The following is an 18,483-nucleotide window of genomic DNA, read 5'->3' as shown; positions in this document are numbered from 1 at the left end:
TAGGACTGGCGAGCCGCCCTGTCAAAGTGCAAGGTGGCCTATCGCTGTTTGGGGGACCTTTCGATGAAGCCCGTCACCTTCCTCGCCGCCTTGCTCGCGCTCGCCGCCTGCGACACCCAGGTCGAGACCCGCAAGGACGTCGTTCCGGCTGCCGAACAGGCTGCAACGCCCGCGCCGGCCGCCGCGTCCCTGACCGCCGCAGGTCCCGCCGCGACGCTCCAGCCCGAAACGGCGCCCGACGTGCAACAGGCTGCCGCGGTGGTTCAGCTCGACGAACTGAAGGCGCAGGGTCAGCTCACCGCCAAACTGTTCGGCACGGGCGGCGGCGACCCGGCCATGAACGGCCTCTACACCCACCTGGCCTTCTTCCAGGGCCCGGCCGAGGGCTGGCGCGTATTCCGCCTCGGCGACGTCCTCGAATACCGTGTCCTGTCGGAAGCCCGCGGTCGCGTTGATCTGGAGATCGAGGAAAGCGTCATGGACGAAGCCGCCGGCTCGATCGGCAGCCGCACGCGCCGCGTCATCGTGGGCTGGGCTGTGGCCGCAGACGGCTCCGCCCCGCCCACGGTCACCGTCACCCCGGCGCAATAGAGCCCGCAACGTCAGAATCCTTGTGAAATCGAGGCCGGGCGGCTAATCCCGCCCGCTCAGGTTTCGCAATTGGAGGGCCGCATGGCCATCGACGCCGCGACCGTGCGCCGGGTGGCGCACCTCGCCCGCATCAAGACCCCCGAGGAACGCCTTGAGCCGCTGGCCCAGGAGCTGAACGGCATCCTCGCCTGGATCGAGCAGCTCAACGAGGTCGACGTCACGAACGTCGAGCCCATGACCTCGAACGTGGCCCAGCCGATGCGTCTGCGCGACGACGTCGTCACCGACGGCGGCATGGTCGACGCCGTCCTGTCCAATGCGCCGCGGTCCGCCGACGGCTTCTTCGTCGTGCCCAAGGTGGTCGAATAGAATGTCCGACCTGACCAAACTGACCCTCAAGGCCGCCATCGACGGCCTGAAGGCGAAATCCTTCTCGTCGGAGGAGATCACCAAAGCCTTCGTCGCCAACATCGACGCCGCTAACCCGCGCCTGAATGCCTACGTCGTCCAGACCACGGACAAGGCGCTCGAAATGGCCCGCGCCTCCGACGCCAGACTGGCGAAAGGCGAGGGCGGGGCGCTGGAAGGCGCGCCGCTGGGCATCAAGGACCTGTTCTGCACCGACGGCGTCCAGACCACGGCCGGCTCCAACATGCTCCGCGGCTTCGTCCCGCCCTATGAGTCCACCGTCACCGCCAACCTGTGGCGCGACGGCGCGGTCATGCTGGGCAAGCTCAACATGGATGAGTTCGCCATGGGCTCGTCAAACGAAACCTCGGCCTTCGGTCCGGTGGTCAATCCGTGGAAGTCGTCGACGTCCAACGCCGACCTGACCCCGGGCGGCAGCTCCGGCGGCTCGGCCTCGGCCGTCGCCGGCGACCTGTGTCTGGCCGCCACGGCCTCTGACACCGGCGGCTCGATCCGCCAGCCCGCCGCCTTCACCGGCACCGTCGGCATCAAGCCCACCTACGGCCGCGCCAGCCGCTTCGGCATGGTCGCCTTCGCCAGTTCGCTGGACCAGGCCGGCCCGATCACGAAGACGGTCGAGGATGCCGCCATCCTGCTGCGCTCGATGTGCTCGTTCGACGTCAGGGACTCGACCAGCCTCGACGTCGAGACGCCCGACTGGACCCAATCCCTGAACAAGGGCGTCAAGGGCCTGCGCATCGGCGTGCCGAAGGAATACGTCGTCGACGGCATGCCCGCCGAGATTCAGCAGCTGTGGGACCGCGGCGTCCAGTGGCTGAAGGACGGCGGCGCCGAGATCGTCGAGATCAGCCTGCCGCACACCAGATACGCCCTGCCGGCCTATTACATCATCGCCCCGGCTGAAGCCTCGTCCAACCTGGCCCGCTACGACGGCATGCGCTTCGGCCACCGCGCCGAGGGCACGACCAGCCTCACCGACCTCTATGAGACCAGCCGCGCCGAGGGCTTCGGCAAGGAGGTCCAGCGCCGCCTGACCATCGGGGCCTATGTCCTGTCGGCCGGATTCTATGACGCCTATTATGTCCGCGCCCTCAAGGTCCGGCGCCGGATCGCCATGGATTTCGACGCCGTCTGGGACAAGGTCGACGCCATCCTGACGCCTTCCACCCCGTCGGCCGCCTTCGCCCTCGGCGACAAGCAGATCGACCCGCTGCAGATGTATCTGAACGACATCTTCACCGTGACCGCCAACCTCGCGGGCCTGCCGGGCATTTCGGTGCCCGCCGGCGTCGACAGCGGTGGCCTGCCGCTCGGCCTTCAGGTCATCGGCAAGGCGCTGGACGAGGCGACCGTTTTCCAGGTCGCGAGCGCGCTGGAAGACGCGGCGGGGTTTGTGGCCAAGCCCGAGAAGTGGTGGTGAGCATGACCGAGAACACCAAACTCATCCAGGGCCGCACCGGCCCGTGGGAAATCGTCATGGGGCTGGAGATCCACGCCCAGGTGGCGTCGAAGGCCAAGCTGTTCTCCGGCGCGGCCGTCGGCTTCGGCGCGGGGCCGAACGAGCAGGTGTCGCTGGTCGACGCTGGCTTCCCCGGCATGCTGCCGACCCTGAACCGCCACTGCGTCGAACAGGCCGTGAAGACCGGCCTGGGTCTGCGCGCGCAGATCAACCGCAAGAGCCAGTTCGACCGGAAGAACTATTTCTACCCCGACCTGCCCACCGGCTATCAGATCAGCCAGCTCTACTTCCCCATCGTCGGCGAGGGCGTCGTCGAGGTGGAGGCTGAGGACGGCTCCTTCTTCAATGTCGGCATCGAACGCCTGCATCTGGAGCAGGACGCGGGCAAGCTGATCCACGACCTGTCGCCGACCGAGAGCTATGTCGACCTGAACCGCGCGGGCACCGCCCTGATGGAGATCGTGTCGCGTCCNCCTGGAGCAGGACGCGGGCAAGCTGATCCACGACCTGTCGCCGACCGAGAGCTATGTCGACCTGAACCGCGCGGGCACCGCCCTGATGGAGATCGTGTCGCGTCCGGACATCCGTTCTCCTGAAGAAGCCGTGGCTTACGTCAAGAAGATCAGAACCATTCTGATGTATCTGGGCACTTGCGACGGCGACATGGAGAAGGGCAACCTGCGCGCCGACGTCAACGTCTCGGTCTGCCGCGAGGGCCAGTACGCCAAATACAAGGCGACCGGCGACTTCAGCCATCTGGGCACGCGCTGCGAGATCAAGAACGTCAACTCGTTCCGCTTCATCAGCCAGGCGATCAACTACGAGGCCCGGCGCCAGATCGAGATCCTCGAGGACGGCGGCAAGATCATCCAGGAGACGCGCCTCTACGACCCGACGGCCGGCGAGACCCGCTCGATGCGCTCCAAGGAAGAGGCGATGGACTATCGCTACTTCCCCGACCCCGACCTGCTGCCGCTGGAGCTGGAGCAGGCCTGGATCGACGACATCAAGGCCAACCTGCCCGAACTGCCGGACGAGAAGCGCCGCCGGCTGATGGCCGACTACGGCCTGTCGCAATACGACGCCGTGGTCCTGATTTCGGAACAGGCCAAGGCCGACTTCTTCGAGGCCGCCGCGAAAGGCCGCGACGCCAAACTGGTGTCCAACTGGGTGACCAACGAGGTCTCCGCCCGCCTGACCGCCGACGGCAAGGACTTCAGCGAGAACACCCTGCCGGCCGCCCACGTGGCCCAGCTGGTCGAGCTGATCGAGACCAACGTCATCTCCTCCAGGATCGCCAAGGAGGTCTTCGACCACGTCTGGAACGGCGAAGGCAGCCCGTCAGAGGTCGTCGGGAAGCACGGCCTCAAACAGGTCACCGACACCGGCGCCATCGAAAAGGCGATCGACGAAATCATCGCCGCCAACCCCGACAAGGCCGCCGGCGTCGCCGAGAAGCCCCAGTCCCTCGGCTGGTTCGTCGGTCAGGTCATGAAGGCCACCGGCGGCAAGGCCAATCCGGCCGCGGTGAATGACATCCTGAAGGCGAAGCTGGGGCTGTAGGCCATCTTGATCCTTCTCCCCTCCGGGGGAGAAGGTGGCCCGCGAAGCGGGTCGGATGAGGGGGCTCTCAGCGTTGCACCAGACGGAAGACAGAACCCGCCAGGCGCGTCGTCTTCGCTCCGACATGACCGGTGCGGAGCGCCGTCTGTGGGAGATGCTGCGGGGACGGCAGTTCGAAGGCCTGAAGTTTCGACGCCAAGCGCCGGTGGCCGGGTCGATAACCGATTTTCTCTGTGCGGAGCTCAAGCTCGTGATTGAGCTCGATGGCGGCGTCCATCGCCTTCGAGAGGTCGAAGACGCCGAGCGGGACCTGAAGTTGGCGGAAGCCGGGTTCACCGTCTTGCGGTTTGCAAACGAAGGTTTCCTGCGAAACCCGAACGACCTGCTGGATGCGATCCGTCGGCATGCGGCGAGCGTTAGCCGACATCCCCCTCATCCGTCAGGCTCCGCCTGACACCTTCTCCCCCGGAGGGGAGAAGGGCGAAGAACTACTCGAACGACTCCCCACTCCCGTCCGTCCCCTCCAGCGCCTCCCGCGCCAGCGCCCGCGTCACCGGCTTGTGCAGGGCGTCCAGCGTCTCGACCACGGCCTCCGCCGCCGCCGCCGACCGGTCGATGCGGCGCAGCAGATAGGGCACCACGTCCTTCTGCGGCCGGATGCCCCGTTCTGCGAAGCGCGCATCCAGCATGGCGGCCAGGACGGCGTCATCCGGCGCCTCCATCGGCACGCTGATCACCGCGTCCAGCCGCGAGCGCAGGTCGGGCAGGGCGACCTCCCAGCTGGACGGCGCCGACCGCGCCACCATCAGCAGGGCGCCGCCCGGGGCCTGGGCCAGGTTGATCAGGTGGAACAGGGTCTCGTCGTCCACGTCCTTGGCCCGGTCCAGCAGCACCGGTCGGCCCTCGATCTCCATCGGATCGATCAGCGCCGCCTCGGCCCCGTGCAGGGCCACGGCGCCGACGCGTTCGGCCCAGATTTGCGCCAGCCGGCTCTTGCCGCATCCAGCTGGCCCGCAGATGGCCATCGCCCCGCCGATCAGGTTCGGCCAGTCCTCCAGCGCCGCCACCGCCGCGCGATTGCAGTCGGACACGACGAAGCCCTCCGCCCCGTCTGGCAGGTCGCTCTGCAGCGGCAGTCGCATCTGGCCGGGAGGAGAAGGGCGGGCGGTCATAATGGGACAGCTATAGCAGACCGCGGCGCAGGTTCCTTCAAGCCCGTGGACAAGGCCACGCGCCTGTGGACGCCCGCATGGAGACTCCTGCGCCGCCCCGTCCGCCCTTTTGACGACCGGAAATGGAGACTCTCGCCCCGTGATCCCCTTGGATCGGGCCCCAAGGGCAAAGGGCGCTCCAGAACGTTGCAGTGGTCATGGAGACGACCCGGGCAGGCTTGAAAGGCCCACGACGCGGGCTCCTGGACCCCTGCGTCCGATCCTGACGTACCGCCATGCTTCCATACGGATGATCAGGATGGAGGAGGGGCGAATGTCTCGAGAGTGGCGGTTTTGACATTTTTTGCGGGCGGGACGCCGCACACGTGCTCCGGGAGGCCGCAAACCTTGACTTTCCGGGGCGATGATGCGCCCCTCCGGCCTCCCGAATTGCGGCCCTCGCGGCCCTCAATCCAAGACGTACCGACCATGCACGCCTACCGCTCCCACACCTGCGGCGCCCTCCGTTTGACCGATGCGGGCTCGAATGTCCGCCTGTCCGGCTGGGTCCACCGCAAGCGCGACCACGGCGGCCTGCTGTTCATCGACCTGCGCGATCACTACGGCCTGACCCAGCTGGTCCTGCACCCCGAGACCCCGGGCTTCGAGGCCGTCGAACGCCTGCGCGCCGAGAGCGTCATTCGCGTCGACGGCGAGGTCGTCGCCCGCGAGGCCTCGGTCGTGAACGCCAACCTGCCCACCGGCGAGATCGAACTGCGCGTCTCCGGCGTCGAGGTCCTGTCGGAAGCCGCGGAACTGCCGCTGCCGGTCTTCGGCGAGCCGGAATACCCCGAGGAAATTCGCCTCAAGCACCGCTATCTCGATCTGCGCCGCGAGACCCTGCACAAGAACATCGTCCTGCGTTCGCGCGTGATCTCCTCGATCCGCCAGCGAATGGTCGGTCAGGGCTTCCTCGAGTACCAGACGCCCATCCTGACGGCCTCGTCGCCCGAAGGCGCGCGCGACTTCCTCGTCCCGTCGCGCCTGCACCCGGGCAAATTCTACGCCCTGCCGCAGGCCCCGCAGCAGTTCAAACAGCTGCTGATGGTCTCGGGCTTCGACCGCTATTTCCAGATCGCCCCCTGCTTCCGCGACGAGGACCTGCGCGCCGACCGTTCGCTGGAATTCTACCAGCTCGACGTCGAGATGAGCTTCGTCACCCAGGAAGACGTCTTCGCCGCCATCGAACCCGTCATGCACGGCGTGTTCGAGGAGTTCGCCGACGGCAAGCCGGTCTCGCCGATCGATGGCGCGCAGACCTTCACCAACGACTTCGGCCAGACCCTCGAGCACAAGGGCTTCGAGCGCCTGACCTACGAACAGTCGATGAAGTGGTATGGCACCGACAAGCCGGACACCCGCAACCCGATCAAGATGCAGGATGTCTCGGATCATTTCCGCGACGGGGGCTTCGGCCTGTTCAACAAGATCCTCGGCGCGGACGAGAAGAACGCCGTCTGGGCCATCCCGGCCCCGACCGGTGGCAGCCGCGCCTTCTGCGACCGCATGAACTCCTGGGCCCAGGGCGAGGGTCAGCCCGGTCTCGGCTACATCTTCTGGTCCGACGACCAGCAGGCTTGGGGCGGTCCGATCGCCAAGAACCTCGGTCAGGAGCCGACCGACGCCCTGATGACGGCGCTGGGTCTCGGCAAGGGCGACGCCGCTTTCTTCGCCGCCGGCCTGCCGTCGGTCTTCGCCAAATTCGCCGGCCTGGCCCGCACCCGCGTGGCCACCGAGCTGAAGCTGATCGACGAGGACCAGTTCAAATTCTGCTGGATCGTCGACTTCCCGATGTTCGAATGGTCCGAGGAAGAGAAGAAGGTCGACTTCAGCCACAACCCCTTCTCGATGCCGCAGGGCGGCCTCGAGGCGCTGGAGACGCAGGACCCGCTCACCATCCGCGCCTACACAAGGCCGAGATCATGCTCAAGGCCTTCGAGATCGCCGGCTACGACGCCTCGGTCGTCGAGGACCAGTTCGGCGGCATGCTCAACGCCTTCCGCTACGGCGCGCCCCCGCACGGCGGTCTGGCCCCCGGCATCGACCGCATTGTCATGCTGCTGGCCAATCAGGTGGCGATCCGCGAGGTCATCGCCTTCCCGCTGAACCAGCAGGGCCAGGACCTTCTGATGAGCGCGCCGGCCGAGGCGCAGGACCGTCAGTACAAGGAACTGCACATCCGCGCGGCCCTGCCGCTGAAGCCCTGATCGGGGCCTGTATCACGGGCATGAAAAAGGCCGCTGTCCCCGGGGACGGCGGCCTTTGTCTTCAGTGGCCGGAGCTGGCGACCACGAGATTGCGAACCCGGGGAGGAACCGGCGGCGCGGGCGGCGTCGGCACGGCGCGCGGATGCGGGACCACACGGACCCCGGTGACGCCGCGGCAGACCCGCGGGGTGAGGTTGCCGGGCAGGCGGGTGTTGGCGTCGCCGCAGGCCCGCTGGACCTGCTCCTGCGTCAGGCCGCGCGCGCCTGACAGGTCGGCGCCTCGGATGTCGGTGCGGTGCATTTCCGCATCCCGGAAGTCGGCCCCGGCGAAGTTTCCGCCGGTCAGCCGCGCGCCGTTCAGCGTCGCGTCGCGGAACGAGACGTTGCGGAAGTCGCCGTTCGACAGGTTCGACATGGCGATCTCGGCGCTGCGCATGTCCGCAGACCGTGCGCTCACATTCGCCAGGGTCGTGGCGTTCATCTCGGTCGACGAGAGATCAGCGCCGGTCAGGACGGCCCCGTTCATATTGGCGCCGTTCAACTCGGCCCCGCTCAGGTCCGTCCCCGCCATCCGAACCCGGACCAGGGTGGCGCCCGAAACCTCGGCGCCGGACATCTGCGCGTTGCTGAAGTTGGCGCCTGTGAAGTTGGCGCCGATCATCTCGGCGCCGGTCAGGTCGGCCCGGCTGAAGTCGCTGCCGGTGAAATTCGAGCCCTGCAACTCGGCGCCGCGAAGATTGGCGCCCACCAGGGTGGCGTTGAGGAAGACGGCGCCGGTGAAGGCTGCGCCCGTCAGGTCGCGTCCGGACAGCTCACAGCGGTTGCAGGAACCGCCGAGGGACACCATCCGCGCCACGTCGCGGTCCTGTGAACCAAACTGGAACCGCAGTTCGGCGCTCGCCGATCCGGCGCTCGCGAGAACGGCGACGGCCGCGCCCAGCGCAAGGCTGGCGTTGGAAAGGCGGCGGGTCATGGAAACAGCGAGTTTTTTCACACCCCTCTCATGAGGCCAAACCCCGATGAACCCTACTTAAATCGCGGTAAGGTGCAGGGCTGCAATCCGTCAGCTTAGCAGTGACGGATGGTCAGGCCGCCCGGCAGACGAGTGGTTTCATCGCCGCACGCCTGGTTCAGGCGGCCCTGGGTCAGGCCCGTGGCTCCCTGCAAGGAAGCGCCCGAGAAATTGGCCCCTGTCAGGGTCGCACCTGAGAAGGAAGCGCCGTCCAGATGAGCGCCGACGAAGCTGCTGTTCGACAGGTTCGCGCCCGCGAAATTGGAACCCGAGAACACCCCGCCGTAGGCTTCCACGTCGCGAAGGTCCGCGTTTGAGAAGCGTGTCCGGTTCATCACCGCGAGGCTGAGATCAGCCTGACGCAGGCGCGCGCCCGCCAGGTTGAGGCCTCGGGCTTCCAGCCCGCCGAAATTGCCCTGGAACAGGTTGCAGCCGGAACAGCTTGCCCCGCCCCGCACCCGCGCGATCTGGCCGGCGTTCTGCGCTGCGGCGGGCAGGGCGGCGGCCAGGAGGGCGGCGGTCAGGGTAACGGTCAGGATGGGTTTCATGACGGGCTCCGGTCTCGCCTTCGGATATGCAAGATGCAGGCCATCATGGCGCACAAACCTTGATCAACCCTGCATGGACGGCGCGGCGCCGCAGGTGTCGCACGTCCAGCCTGCGCCCCGCTGTTGCAGGGTGAAATCCCCGCAGGACGGGCAGGCGACCGCTTCAGTGGCTCCCGTGACGGGCGCGGGCGCGCCCCGGGACTGGCCGAAGGGCAAGACCACGAGGTTGTCAGGCGCCGCGCCGCGGGCGAACCCCTTGGAGATGAAACGCGCCGCCGGCACGGTTTCGGGCTCGCCGTCTTCGGCCTTTCCGGCCCCCAGACCATCGGCGTTCAGACTCTCTGCGTCAGCATTCGCAAGCTCGCCGCGGTCCAGATACGACACGCCCAGCTCGCGGAAGATGTAGTCGAGGATCGAGGTCGCCGAGCGGATTGAATCGTTGCCCGTGACGCGACCTGCCGGCTCGAACCGGGTGAAGACAAAGGCGTCCACGAACTCGTCCAGCGGCACGCCGTATTGCAGGCCGATCGAGATTGCGATGGCGAAATTGTTCATCAGGCTGCGGAAGGCGGCGCCTTCCTTGTGCATGTCGATGAAGATCTCGCCGAGTTCTCCATCCTCGTATTCGCCGGTGTGGATATAGACCTTGTGCCCGCCCACGGCGGCCTTCTGGATATAGCCCTTGCGGCGGTCAGGCAGCTTGCGTCGGGTGCGATCGCGCTCGATGACCTTCTCGACAACCCGCTCTACGGCTCGGGTTTCCGGCTCCCAGCGTCGTTGGCGGATCGTCTCTTCAGCCTCCGTCAGGCTCAGCAGCGGGCCGGCGGGCGGTGCCGTTCTCTGCAGCCGGACCGCGCGCCGCCCCTCCCGGGCCGCGTCGCCGAGCAGGCGCGCAGCCTGAATCGCCGTTGTGCGCCAGTCGATCAGCGTCGGCGCGGCATCCGGGGCCGCACTGACCTGTTCGACGATCGCGCGCAGGCTTGCGTCAAAAGCTGCGGGATCGGCAAGAACGGGCTTCAACGCTTCCGGCGCTTCCGTCCATCCGGCCAGATCGGCATGTCCGAGAGCCCATGCCTGCGCGTCGAGCACCGCCTCGTCGGAGAAGCCCAGTTGGCTCAGCAGGTTGCCGTCAACGACCTCAATGCCCAGCACGTCGCGCACAAAGCCGGCGTCGAGCACCGGCGAACGGAAGGCGTCACCCAGGTCATCGACCTGCGCCAGGGCGATCTCCACCGCTTCGAGCTCGATATCCGTAAAGCCCCTGGCTCTCAGGGCTGAGTGATCGAGGCCCGGCGCGTCGACCAGCGTGCGCCGTCCGAACAGATGCCGCTCGGCGGAATCGATTTCGCCGCCGGCCCTGCGGATTGCCGCGGCAAGCGACGGGCGCAGACGACGGACGATCTCGCCGTCTCCGGTCTGCCAGACCTCCAGTGCGGAAAGCGGGCTGAGGCCGAGACGCAATGACGCCTCCACGTCATCGACGAACAGCGACGGAGCCGTCTCGCATGCGGCGGTGACAGTTCCGGCCAGCTGGGCGGCCCGTGCCCCGGCGTCGTCCGATCCCTCTTTCAAAATCAGATCGCCCAGCCCGCCGAGGCCGATCGCCACGGAGGACGCGCCTTGAGCAGTCAGGGCGCGCGACCACAGCCGGACCAGTTCGCCGAGCGCGGGCTCGATGGCTGCGCCGCTGATGGCTTGCAGCGCCGTCAAGGACACCAGGATGGCTGGCGAACGGGCCAGGTTGGCCGCGCTCTCGGCATCGTCGGGCTCGAAGGTGAGAAGTAGATCCCCTTCCAAAGCCGCTTCGGCCGCCAACAGGGTGTACGGCGCGCCCGAAGCGATCATGGCCCGATCCGCCAAGGCGACGATTACGGGCGGGGGCGAGAGGGGCAGGGGCACGGAGCTGAACTGCTCGCCCGCAATGGCCCGGAGGATGTCAGCGTCCGACGCCCCGCTGCGTCGTGCAGCCAGGGCGGCTCTCGCCAACGCCGGATTGGAGGCTGGATCGGCGCAGTCCGCACGCGGCCCCTCGCACCGGCTTACGGCGTCGGAGACCGCCGCCAGGGCGGTCGCCAGCGCCTCGACTGCGCCGGTCGCGCGACGCCCGGCTCGCCGGCGCGCGCCCTCGGCGGCGAGCGTCTCGTCTGCGCCGGGATCGGACAGGTTCAGGACATCCGTGGTGACCCGCGCCGGCAAGGCCGGGGAAACCAATCCCAGCAGGAGCGTCGCCGTCAGATCGACCGCATCGGCGGCAGACAGGTTCGCCGCCCAGCCGGCCATGGTCTCGGCCAGCGGGTCCCCGTCGGTGACAGCGAATCCCTCGGCGTCGGCCCAGTCGAGCCAGGCTTCGATCTGCACATCGGTCCAGCTGTCTGGTGCACGTACCGAGACGACCCGTCCGCACCGCTCTATCTGGCGCGCGGGGCGCGGCAGGGCGGTGGCGTGTGAAGCGAAGGGAAAGCGCATACGGCGGTCTCGGCGTGGCCTGTGGGCCAGCCTAGAGGCCTTCGTCGGTCAACCGCAATAAATCTGGCGTGTCGGGGAATGGTTACCCCCAGGATGTTGAGGTTCGCGACGGCGCCGGGACGCTGGACGGAAGCCTCGCCGGTTTCTATGCTTGCGCCTGCGTCGCCGGCCTCCGCCGCCCGACGGATCGTGAGTGGATTTCCCGACGTGCTAGGCAGAATCTTCGGCTGGACCAGCGGCGCCACCATCGGCACCTTCTTCACCATCGCCAAGCGCGGCGAGCACGTGGGGACCGATGAGTTCGGCAACCGCTATTACCTGTCGCGCGACAAGAGCAGCTATGACGGCCGCCAGCGTCGCTGGGTGACCTACAACGGCTACGCCGACGCCTCCAAGGTTCCGCCGGACTGGCACGGCTGGCTGCACTACACCTTTGACGAACTGCCCAGCGAACATCCGCTGCCGCGCCGCAAATGGGAGGAGGACCACCTTCCCAACCTGACCGGCACGCCGATGGCCTGGCGTCCGCAGGGTTCGCTCGCCGCTGAGGGCAAGCGTCCGGCCGCGACGGGCGACTACGAAGCCTGGCGCCCGGAATGACGGGTCGCGGCTTCGTTCTGGCCGGCGCGGCCGTGCTTGCGCTCGGTGCGTCGGGCGCCGTCGTCGCTTCGGCCCTGAATGACCTGCCCCAGGACGCCGTGCCGGTTCAGGACCCGACCGCCGCGCTCAATGCCCAACCCACGCCGCCTGCGCCTGTGGAGCCCGCCCCTCAGGGCACGCCGGCTCCGGCCTCGCCGGTCGCGGTGACTCCGCCAGCCCCGGCCATCGTCGTTGCCGAAGAGCCGATCGACGAGGATGCGGTCGAGGAAGAAAAGGCCGAGACGCCCGAGGTCAAGCGCGTGGAGACGCCGGTCGAACCGGCCCGCCGCCAGCGTCGCCGGGTCGCCATCGTCGAGGCCATCGACAAGATCACCGCCGAATCCATGCGGTTCGAGGTCGAGGTCGGCGGCCGTCCGGTGCGGTTCCAGAAGACCCTGATCTTCACCGCCCGCGCCTGCGAGGTGTCAGCAGCCGACGAGCAGGTGTCCGACTCTGTGGCCTATCTGGAGGTGTCGCTTCAGCCGCGCGGCGTGATCCAGGTCAGCGAACCCCGCCAGATCTTCCGCGGCTGGATGTTCGCCTCGGCGCCCGCGATCAGCGGCCTGCAGCATCCGGTCTATGACGCCTGGGTCGTGGGCTGCAAGGCGTAGAAGACCGCCTCGGCGCCCGTCATCGGTTTGAACAGGGATCGGGTATCCGGCTGCACGGTCCGCGCCGCCTTCAGCATTTTCAGATAGGCGGCCTGCGGCGTCTCTACGGCCCCGAACTGGGTCAGATGTTCGGTCAGGAACTGGGCGTCGAGCAGACGCCAGCCCCCGCGCCTCAGCCGCGCGACCAGATGGACCAGCGCCACCTTTGATGCGTCCCGTTCGCGGCTGAACATGCTCTCGCCGAAGAAGGCCCCGCCCAAGGTCACGCCGTAGAGGCCGCCGACCAGTCGTTCGTCATTCCAGCATTCGACGGAGTGGGCCCGGCCGCGGGCGTTCAGTTCGATGTAGAGGCGGCGGATCGGCCCATTGATCCAGCTGTCCTCACGCCCCGGCGCCGGGGCGGCGCAGGCGTCGAGCATGGCGTCGAAAGCGGTGTCGACCCGGATTTCGAACGGGTTGGACCGGACCGTGCGCTTCAGCCGGGTCGGGATGTGGAACCGGTCCAGCGGGATGACGCCCCGCTGCTCGGGTTCGACCAGAAAGATGCGCGGGTCGTCGCGACCCTCGCCCATTGGGAAGACGCCCGTGGCGTAGCACTGGAGCAGTTCGTCAGGGCCGAATCCGCCGAACGGGCTGCTGGCGCTGAAGCCGGGCTCGTCCACCACGCCGTCAGGCGTCGCCTTTCTGGCGTTTGGCCCAGTTCTCCAGCCAGTGGATGTCGTAGTCGCCGGAGAGGATGTCCGGCTCCTGCAGCAGCTTCTGGAACAGGGGAATGGTGGTGTCGATGCCGCCGCGGCCGTGGACGATCAGCTTGCCGATCAGGCTGTCGTAATAGGGCGGGATCGAATAGCCGGCGTAGATGGCGCTATCCAGCCGCACGCCCAGACCGCCCGGGGCGTGGAAGTCGGTGATGGTGCCGGGCGAGGGGGTGAAGGTCTCGGCGTTCTCGGCGTTGATCCGGCACTCGATGGCGTGGCCCTCGAAGTGGACGTCCTCCTGCCGGAACGACAGCGGCAGGCCGGCGGCGATGCGGATTTGCTCGCGCACCAGGTCGACGCCGGTGATCATTTCCGTAACCGGATGCTCGACTTGCAGCCGGGTGTTCATCTCGATGAAGAAGAACTCGCCGTCTTCCCAGAGGAATTCGATCGTGCCCACGCCGAGGTAGCCGATGGCCGCGATCGCCTTGTTCACGGTCTCGCCGATGGCCACGCGCTCGGCGGCCGACAGGGCGGGCGAGGGAGCCTCTTCCAGCACCTTCTGGTGACGGCGTTGCAGGGAGCAGTCACGTTCGCCGAGGTGGACGACGTTGCCGTGGCTGTCAGCGATGACCTGCAGTTCGATGTGGCGCGGCTTCTGGAGGTAACGCTCCATATAGACGGCGCCGTTGCCGAAGGCGGCTGCGGCCTCGGACTGGGCGGTCTGGACGGCCTCGACCAGATCGTCGGCGGTCAGGGCCACCTTCATGCCGCGTCCGCCGCCGCCGGCGGCGGCCTTGACGATCAGAGGGAAGCCGATGGCTTTCGACGCCTCGATCGCGGCCTCGACGGTTTCGACTTCGCCCTTCGAGCCCGGAACGCAGGGGATGCCCGCGTCCAGCACCGTCTGTTTGGCGGTGATCTTGTCGCCCATGATGCGGATGTGCTCGGGCTTGGGCCCGATGAAGGTCATGCCGTGGGCCTCGACGATCTCCGCGAAGCGGGCGTTCTCGGACAGGAAGCCGTAGCCGGGGTGGATCGCCTGGGCGCCGGTGATTTCAGCCGCCGCGATGATCGAGGGGATGTTGAGATAGGATTTGGCCGCCGGCGCCGGGCCGATGCAGACGCTTTCGTCGGCCAGCCGCACCCACATGGCGCCACGGTCGGCTTCGGAGTGCACGGCGACGGTGGAGATGCCCATCTCCTTGCAGGCGCGGTGGATCCGCAGGGCGATTTCGCCGCGGTTCGCGATGAGGACCTTGGTGAACATGGCTTACGCCTCGAGCAGGACGAGCGGCTCGCCGAACTCGACCGGCTGGGCGTCGCCGACCAGGACCTCCTTCACGACGCCGTCGCGCGGGGACTGGATCGGGTTCATCGTCTTCATGGCCTCGACGATCAGCAGGGTCTGGCCCTTCTTGACCTTGTCGCCAGGCTGGCAGAACGGCGGAGCCTCGGGCGACGCCTGGAGGTAGGCAGTGCCGACCATGGGCGACTTCACCTCTTCACCCGACTTCGCGACGATGGTGGCGGGATCGGAGGGCATCGCGGCCGGAGCCGCGGCGGCCGGAGCCGGCGCATGGGCTGCGGGGGCGGGAGCGGCGGCGTACTGCATGACCGGGGCGGCCACGATTTCACGGGCGACGCGGATGCGCAGTTCGCCGCGCTCGACCTCGATCTCGGTCAGGGAGGTGTCGTTCAGGATGTCGGCCAGTTGCCGCACCAGGGTGGTGTCGATCTCGGCTTCGTTCTTGAGCTTGGGGGCGGGGGTCTTGGAATCGGCCATGTGAGCCTCTGTTGTCCTTTAAACCGAACGGCCCGCGGCCCCGGCGCGTTCCTGCGAACGCTCACGGACCAGCTTGAGGGCGGCCTTGACGGCCAGTTCGTAGCTGAATGAGCCGAAGCCCGAAACCACGCCCGACGCGACGGGCGAAACATAGGAACGATGGCGGAAGCGCTCGCGCGCCGCCGGATTGGAGAGATGGACCTCGACGATCGGGATCGTCAGGGCCTTCAGGGCGTCCAGCAGGGCCACGGAGGTGTGGGTGTAGCCGGCGGCGTTGATGATCAGGGCAGAGGCCTTTTCGCGGGCCTCCTGGACCTGTTCGATCAGTTCGCCCTCGTGATTGGTCTGGCGGAACACCACCGTAGCGTCCTCGGCGGCCTGTTCGCACAGCGCCTGCACGTCGGCCAGCGTCTGATGTCCATAGATGTCCGGTTCGCGCACCCCAAGCAGGTTGAGGTTCGGGCCGTTCAGGACGTAGAGGACGGTTGGTTCGGGCATGAGCTCGTGGAACTGCGGGTCCGACCGGAATCGGACCGGCCTTTTAGCTGAGGCGTGACGGTAATCAAACCGAAGCGCTCGAAGAGTGACGTAACGGCATGCGCGTTCAGGTCAACGGAGAAGTCCGCGAGGTGGCGGCGACCACCATTCTGGCCCTGGTCGAGGAACTGGGGCTGGACGTTCGCAAGGTGGCGGTCGAGCGCAATCTGGAGATTGTGCCCCGGTCCCTGCATGCGACGACGGCGCTCGTCGAGGGGGACCGGATCGAACTGGTCCAGTTCGTCGGCGGGGGCTAAGAACGGCCGCATGAACGCCCATTCGCAGATTTCCGCAGATTCCTGGACCGTCGCCGGCCGGACCTTCAACAGCCGGCTGATCGTCGGCACCGGCAAGTACAAGACCTATCAGGAGAATGCCGACGCGGCCGAGGCGGCGGGGGCCGAGATCGTGACCGTGGCGGTCCGGCGGGTGAACCTGACTGATCCGAACCAGCCGATGCTGGTCGACTATGTGAAGCCGGACCGGTTCACCTTCCTGCCCAACACCGCCGGCTGTTTCACGGCCGAGGACGCGGTGCGGACGCTGCGGCTGGCGCGAGAGGCCGGCGGCTGGGATCTGGTCAAGCTGGAGGTGCTGTCGGACACGGCGCACCTGTACCCGGACATGATCGAGACGCTGCGGGCCCTGGACCTGCTGATCAGGGACGGCTTCCAGGTCATGGTCTACTGCACCGACGACGTGGTGATGTGCCGGCGGCTGGAAGAGGCCGGAGCCGCGGCCATCATGCCGGCGGCGGCGCCGATCGGCTCGGGGCTGGGCATCCAGAACCGGGTCAACATCCGGCTGATCGTGGAACAGGCGAAGGTGCCGGTGCTGGTCGACGCCGGGGTGGGCACGCCGTCGGACGCGGTGCTGGCCATGGAACTGGGCTGCGAGGCGGTGCTGATGAACACGGCCATCGCAGGGGCGACCGATCCGATCATGATGGCGTCGGCCATGAAGCACGCGGTGATCGCGGGACGGCAGGGGTATCTGGCCGGTCGGATGCCGCGGCGGATGTATGCGAGCCCGAGTTCGCCGCTGAGCGGGCTGATCTAGGCTGTCTGAAAAAGACGGCGCCGAGGGGCGCCGAGCGCACGACGCGCGCCGAAAAAACAGTCTCATGAGTCTCATGAGTCTCATCGGACCCACGGGTCGATGGGCGGAAATTGATTGTCAAAGACCCGAACAGCCTACTGTCGCACGGGTTCTTCCTGCGGCGCGTTCCTGACGCTGCTTCCAGCCTCCCGTCCAACGACTTCAACCGGATAGGGCGGCGAGTTCGTCTGGCTGGAAGTTTATTGCTGGCGCCCGTTTCAGCATCATTCACGGTCCCCCGCCTCGTTCGCCCGATATGGCGAAAAGGGAAGGCGGGTTGGCGGAAACCGCCGCGCCCGCTAGAGCATCGCTTCCTTCCCGAGAGACCGACCATGCACGACATCAAAGCCATTCGAGACAATCCCGCCGCCTTCGTGAGCGGCTGGTCGTCGCGTGGCGTCGATGATGCGGCCGGCCTGGTCGAGCGGATTCTGGCGCTGGATACGGCCCTGCGTACCGCGCAGACGGCCGAGCAGACGGCGTTGGCGAAGCGTAACGAAAGCTCGAAACTGATCGGCGCCGCCATGGCGAAGAAGGACATGGCCGAGGCCGAACGGCTGAAGGCCGAGGTCGAGAGCCTGAAGGGCGAGATCGCCGCGGCGGCCGAGGAAGCGACGCGGGCGGGCGGCGAACTGCGCGACCTGCTGTCGGCGCAGAAGAATCTGGCGGCGGACGACGTGCCTGATGGCGAGGACGAGACCGGAAACGTTGTGGTCGGCCAGCCGTGGGGCAAGCCCCGCGAGGGCGGCCCGGCGAAGGATCACGCCGACCTGGGCGAGGCCTTGGGCCTGCTGGACTTCGAGGCGGCGGCGCGGATGTCGGGCTCGCGGTTCGCGGTGCTGAAGGGCGGGCTGGCGCGGCTTGAACGGGCCATCGGCCAGTTCATGCTGGACGTGCAGACGAATGAGCACGGCTATCTGGAGGTCAACCCGCCGTTGCTTGTGAACGATGCGGCGGCCTATGGCACGGACAAGCTGCCCAAATTCGCAGACGACCTTTTCCACACGACGGACGGGCGCTGGCTGATCCCGACGGCCGAAGTGTCCCTTACGGCGACGGTGATGGGGCAGTTGCTGCCGGAGAGCGAACTGCGCACGCCGATCCGGCTGACCGCGCTGACGCCCTGTTTCCGGGCCGAGGCGGGTTCGGCGGGCAGGGACACGCGCGGCCTGATCCGGCAGCACCAGTTCTACAAGGTGGAGATGGTGTCCATCACGCGTCCCGAGGACAGCGAGGCCGAGCACGAGCGGATGACGGCATGCGCGGAAACCATCCTGCGCAAGCTGGAACTGCCTTTCCGCCGGTTGCTGCTTTGCAAGGGCGATATGGGCTTCGGGGCGAAGAAGACCTTCGACCTCGAGGTCTGGCTGCCGTCGCAGGGGATGTATCGCGAGATTTCCAGCTGCTCGAACTGCGGGGACTTCCAGGCCCGGCGGATGGACGCGCGGTTCAAGCGCGACGGCGAGAAGAAGACCGAGTTCGTCCACACGCTGAACGGCAGCGGCCTGGCCGTGGGCCGGACGCTGGTCGCTGTCATGGAGAACTATCAGGAAAGTGACGGGCGGATCGCTGTGCCGGCCGTGCTGCAGCCCTACATGGGTGGTATAACCCACGTTGGAGGTTAGTCC

17 protein-coding genes and 3 pseudogenes are annotated in these 18,483 nt (G+C 67.4%); 12 read left to right on the top strand and 8 right to left on the bottom strand.

Annotation, left to right across the window (positions count from 1 at the left end; all coding sequences use genetic code 11):
- The first annotated feature begins 63 nt into the window (after positions 1-63).
- The 6 genes and pseudogenes from ASD25_RS22020 (at position 64) to ASD25_RS29705 (ending at position 4,496) form a co-directional block, all read left to right on the top strand.
- On the top strand, positions 64-591 hold the full coding sequence (locus tag ASD25_RS22020) for a hypothetical protein (protein WP_056620481.1): 528 nt from the start codon (positions 64-66) through the stop codon (positions 589-591).
- An 81-nt stretch (positions 592-672) separates the two neighbouring features.
- Positions 673-960, top strand: coding sequence for an Asp-tRNA(Asn)/Glu-tRNA(Gln) amidotransferase subunit GatC (gene gatC, locus ASD25_RS22015; RefSeq protein WP_056620479.1), 288 nt, complete (start codon positions 673-675; stop codon positions 958-960).
- Between the two features lies 1 nt (position 961).
- Positions 962-2,440 (top strand): Asp-tRNA(Asn)/Glu-tRNA(Gln) amidotransferase subunit GatA, encoded by a 1,479-nt coding sequence (gatA, locus tag ASD25_RS22010; protein ID WP_056620477.1) that lies wholly within the window; start codon positions 962-964, stop codon positions 2,438-2,440.
- Positions 2,441-2,442: 2 nt separating this feature from the next.
- Positions 2,443-2,951 (top strand): annotated as a pseudogene (gatB, locus tag ASD25_RS33360) (Asp-tRNA(Asn)/Glu-tRNA(Gln) amidotransferase GatCAB subunit B); the annotation flags it as partial.
- A gap of 1 nt (position 2,952) precedes the next feature.
- Positions 2,953-4,042 (top strand): annotated as a pseudogene (gene gatB, locus ASD25_RS22005) (Asp-tRNA(Asn)/Glu-tRNA(Gln) amidotransferase subunit GatB); the annotation flags it as partial.
- Between the two features lie 55 nt (positions 4,043-4,097).
- Positions 4,098-4,496, top strand: coding sequence for a DUF559 domain-containing protein (locus ASD25_RS29705; RefSeq protein ID WP_082572554.1), 399 nt, complete (start codon positions 4,098-4,100; stop codon positions 4,494-4,496).
- A 34-nt stretch (positions 4,497-4,530) separates the two neighbouring features.
- Here ASD25_RS29705 and ASD25_RS21995 read toward each other — a convergent pair whose 3' ends face one another.
- Positions 4,531-5,214 carry a DnaA ATPase domain-containing protein gene (locus ASD25_RS21995; protein WP_056620472.1) on the bottom strand — a complete coding sequence of 228 codons (684 nt, stop codon included), beginning with the start codon at positions 5,212-5,214 and terminating at the stop codon, positions 4,531-4,533.
- A gap of 468 nt (positions 5,215-5,682) precedes the next feature.
- Between ASD25_RS21995 and aspS the strand changes: the two are divergent.
- Positions 5,683-7,460: pseudogene (gene aspS / locus ASD25_RS21990) on the top strand (aspartate--tRNA ligase).
- Positions 7,461-7,521: 61 nt separating this feature from the next.
- On the opposite strand, the gene ASD25_RS21985 reads toward aspS, so the two are convergent.
- The 3 genes from ASD25_RS21985 to ASD25_RS21975 form a co-directional block, all read right to left on the bottom strand.
- A complete protein-coding gene (locus ASD25_RS21985) occupies positions 7,522-8,433 on the bottom strand; it encodes a pentapeptide repeat-containing protein (RefSeq protein WP_200943689.1) in 912 nt (303 codons plus the stop codon).
- A gap of 95 nt (positions 8,434-8,528) precedes the next feature.
- Positions 8,529-9,020 carry a pentapeptide repeat-containing protein gene (locus ASD25_RS21980; RefSeq protein WP_056620468.1) on the bottom strand — a complete coding sequence of 164 codons (492 nt, stop codon included), beginning with the start codon at positions 9,018-9,020 and terminating at the stop codon, positions 8,529-8,531.
- A gap of 63 nt (positions 9,021-9,083) precedes the next feature.
- Positions 9,084-11,300 (bottom strand): TSCPD domain-containing protein, encoded by a 2,217-nt coding sequence (locus ASD25_RS21975; RefSeq protein ID WP_235562838.1) that lies wholly within the window; start codon positions 11,298-11,300, stop codon positions 9,084-9,086.
- A gap of 393 nt (positions 11,301-11,693) precedes the next feature.
- On the opposite strand from ASD25_RS21975, the gene ASD25_RS21970 reads away from it, so the two are divergent.
- Positions 11,694-12,086 (top strand): NADH:ubiquinone oxidoreductase subunit NDUFA12, encoded by a 393-nt coding sequence (locus ASD25_RS21970; RefSeq protein WP_056620464.1) that lies wholly within the window; start codon positions 11,694-11,696, stop codon positions 12,084-12,086.
- Entirely contained in the window at positions 12,083-12,736 is a 654-nt protein-coding gene (locus tag ASD25_RS21965) for a DUF2155 domain-containing protein (protein ID WP_056620462.1), read from the top strand. The genes ASD25_RS21970 and ASD25_RS21965 overlap by 4 nt, the downstream gene beginning before the upstream one ends.
- Here ASD25_RS21965 and aat read toward each other — a convergent pair.
- The 4 genes from aat to aroQ form a co-directional block, all read right to left on the bottom strand.
- Positions 12,703-13,308, bottom strand: coding sequence for a leucyl/phenylalanyl-tRNA--protein transferase (aat, locus tag ASD25_RS21960; protein WP_235562875.1), 606 nt, complete (start codon positions 13,306-13,308; stop codon positions 12,703-12,705). The genes ASD25_RS21965 and aat overlap by 34 nt on opposite strands.
- Before the next feature lie 97 nt (positions 13,309-13,405).
- A complete protein-coding gene (gene accC / locus ASD25_RS21955; protein ID WP_056620459.1) occupies positions 13,406-14,704 on the bottom strand; it encodes an acetyl-CoA carboxylase biotin carboxylase subunit in 1,299 nt (432 codons plus the stop codon).
- Positions 14,705-14,707: 3 nt separating this feature from the next.
- Positions 14,708-15,220 (bottom strand): acetyl-CoA carboxylase biotin carboxyl carrier protein, encoded by a 513-nt coding sequence (gene accB, locus ASD25_RS21950; RefSeq protein ID WP_056620457.1) that lies wholly within the window; start codon positions 15,218-15,220, stop codon positions 14,708-14,710.
- 18 nt (positions 15,221-15,238) lie between these two features.
- On the bottom strand, positions 15,239-15,718 hold the full coding sequence (aroQ, locus tag ASD25_RS21945) for a type II 3-dehydroquinate dehydratase (RefSeq protein WP_056620455.1): 480 nt from the start codon (positions 15,716-15,718) through the stop codon (positions 15,239-15,241).
- Positions 15,719-15,816: 98 nt separating this feature from the next.
- Here aroQ and thiS point away from each other — a divergent pair, with 98 nt between their 5' ends.
- The 3 genes from thiS to serS all read left to right on the top strand — a co-directional run bounded on the left by thiS (position 15,817) and on the right by serS (position 18,480).
- Positions 15,817-16,014 carry a sulfur carrier protein ThiS gene (gene thiS, locus ASD25_RS21940; protein ID WP_056620453.1) on the top strand — a complete coding sequence of 66 codons (198 nt, stop codon included), beginning with the start codon at positions 15,817-15,819 and terminating at the stop codon, positions 16,012-16,014.
- 10 nt (positions 16,015-16,024) lie between these two features.
- Positions 16,025-16,816 (top strand): thiazole synthase, encoded by a 792-nt coding sequence (locus tag ASD25_RS21935; protein ID WP_056620451.1) that lies wholly within the window; start codon positions 16,025-16,027, stop codon positions 16,814-16,816.
- A 371-nt stretch (positions 16,817-17,187) separates the two neighbouring features.
- Positions 17,188-18,480 (top strand): serine--tRNA ligase, encoded by a 1,293-nt coding sequence (serS, locus tag ASD25_RS21930; RefSeq protein WP_056620449.1) that lies wholly within the window; start codon positions 17,188-17,190, stop codon positions 18,478-18,480.
- Positions 18,481-18,483: the final 3 nt, after the last annotated feature.

This window comes from Brevundimonas sp. Root1423 (genome assembly GCF_001426805.1).
Note: the sequence above shows the minus strand (reverse complement) of the source record. Positions and strands in the feature narration are given on the sequence as shown.

What these genes read in the sequence shown, in the direction of transcription:
- ASD25_RS21980 (WP_056620468.1), bottom strand. Translation starts at nt 9,020, where the DNA reads ATGAAACCCATCCTGACCGTTACCCTGACCGCCGCCCTCCTGGCCGCC.
- aat (WP_235562875.1), bottom strand. Translation starts at nt 13,308, where the DNA reads ATGGGCGAGGGTCGCGACGACCCGCGCATCTTTCTGGTCGAACCCGAG.
- gatA (WP_056620477.1), top strand. Translation starts at nt 962, where the DNA reads ATGTCCGACCTGACCAAACTGACCCTCAAGGCCGCCATCGACGGCCTG.
- ASD25_RS21935 (WP_056620451.1), top strand. Translation starts at nt 16,025, where the DNA reads ATGAACGCCCATTCGCAGATTTCCGCAGATTCCTGGACCGTCGCCGGC.
- ASD25_RS21985 (WP_200943689.1), bottom strand. Translation starts at nt 8,433, where the DNA reads ATGACCCGCCGCCTTTCCAACGCCAGCCTTGCGCTGGGCGCGGCCGTC.
- ASD25_RS21975 (WP_235562838.1), bottom strand. Translation starts at nt 11,300, where the DNA reads ATGGCCGGCTGGGCGGCGAACCTGTCTGCCGCCGATGCGGTCGATCTG.
- ASD25_RS21965 (WP_056620462.1), top strand. Translation starts at nt 12,083, where the DNA reads ATGACGGGTCGCGGCTTCGTTCTGGCCGGCGCGGCCGTGCTTGCGCTC.
- accB (WP_056620457.1), bottom strand. Translation starts at nt 15,220, where the DNA reads ATGGCCGATTCCAAGACCCCCGCCCCCAAGCTCAAGAACGAAGCCGAG.
- thiS (WP_056620453.1), top strand. Translation starts at nt 15,817, where the DNA reads ATGCGCGTTCAGGTCAACGGAGAAGTCCGCGAGGTGGCGGCGACCACC.
- ASD25_RS22020 (WP_056620481.1), top strand. Translation starts at nt 64, where the DNA reads ATGAAGCCCGTCACCTTCCTCGCCGCCTTGCTCGCGCTCGCCGCCTGC.
- aroQ (WP_056620455.1), bottom strand. Translation starts at nt 15,718, where the DNA reads ATGCCCGAACCAACCGTCCTCTACGTCCTGAACGGCCCGAACCTCAAC.
- gatC (WP_056620479.1), top strand. Translation starts at nt 673, where the DNA reads ATGGCCATCGACGCCGCGACCGTGCGCCGGGTGGCGCACCTCGCCCGC.
- serS (WP_056620449.1), top strand. Translation starts at nt 17,188, where the DNA reads ATGCACGACATCAAAGCCATTCGAGACAATCCCGCCGCCTTCGTGAGC.
- ASD25_RS29705 (WP_082572554.1), top strand. Translation starts at nt 4,098, where the DNA reads ATGAGGGGGCTCTCAGCGTTGCACCAGACGGAAGACAGAACCCGCCAG.
- accC (WP_056620459.1), bottom strand. Translation starts at nt 14,704, where the DNA reads ATGTTCACCAAGGTCCTCATCGCGAACCGCGGCGAAATCGCCCTGCGG.
- ASD25_RS21995 (WP_056620472.1), bottom strand. Translation starts at nt 5,214, where the DNA reads ATGACCGCCCGCCCTTCTCCTCCCGGCCAGATGCGACTGCCGCTGCAG.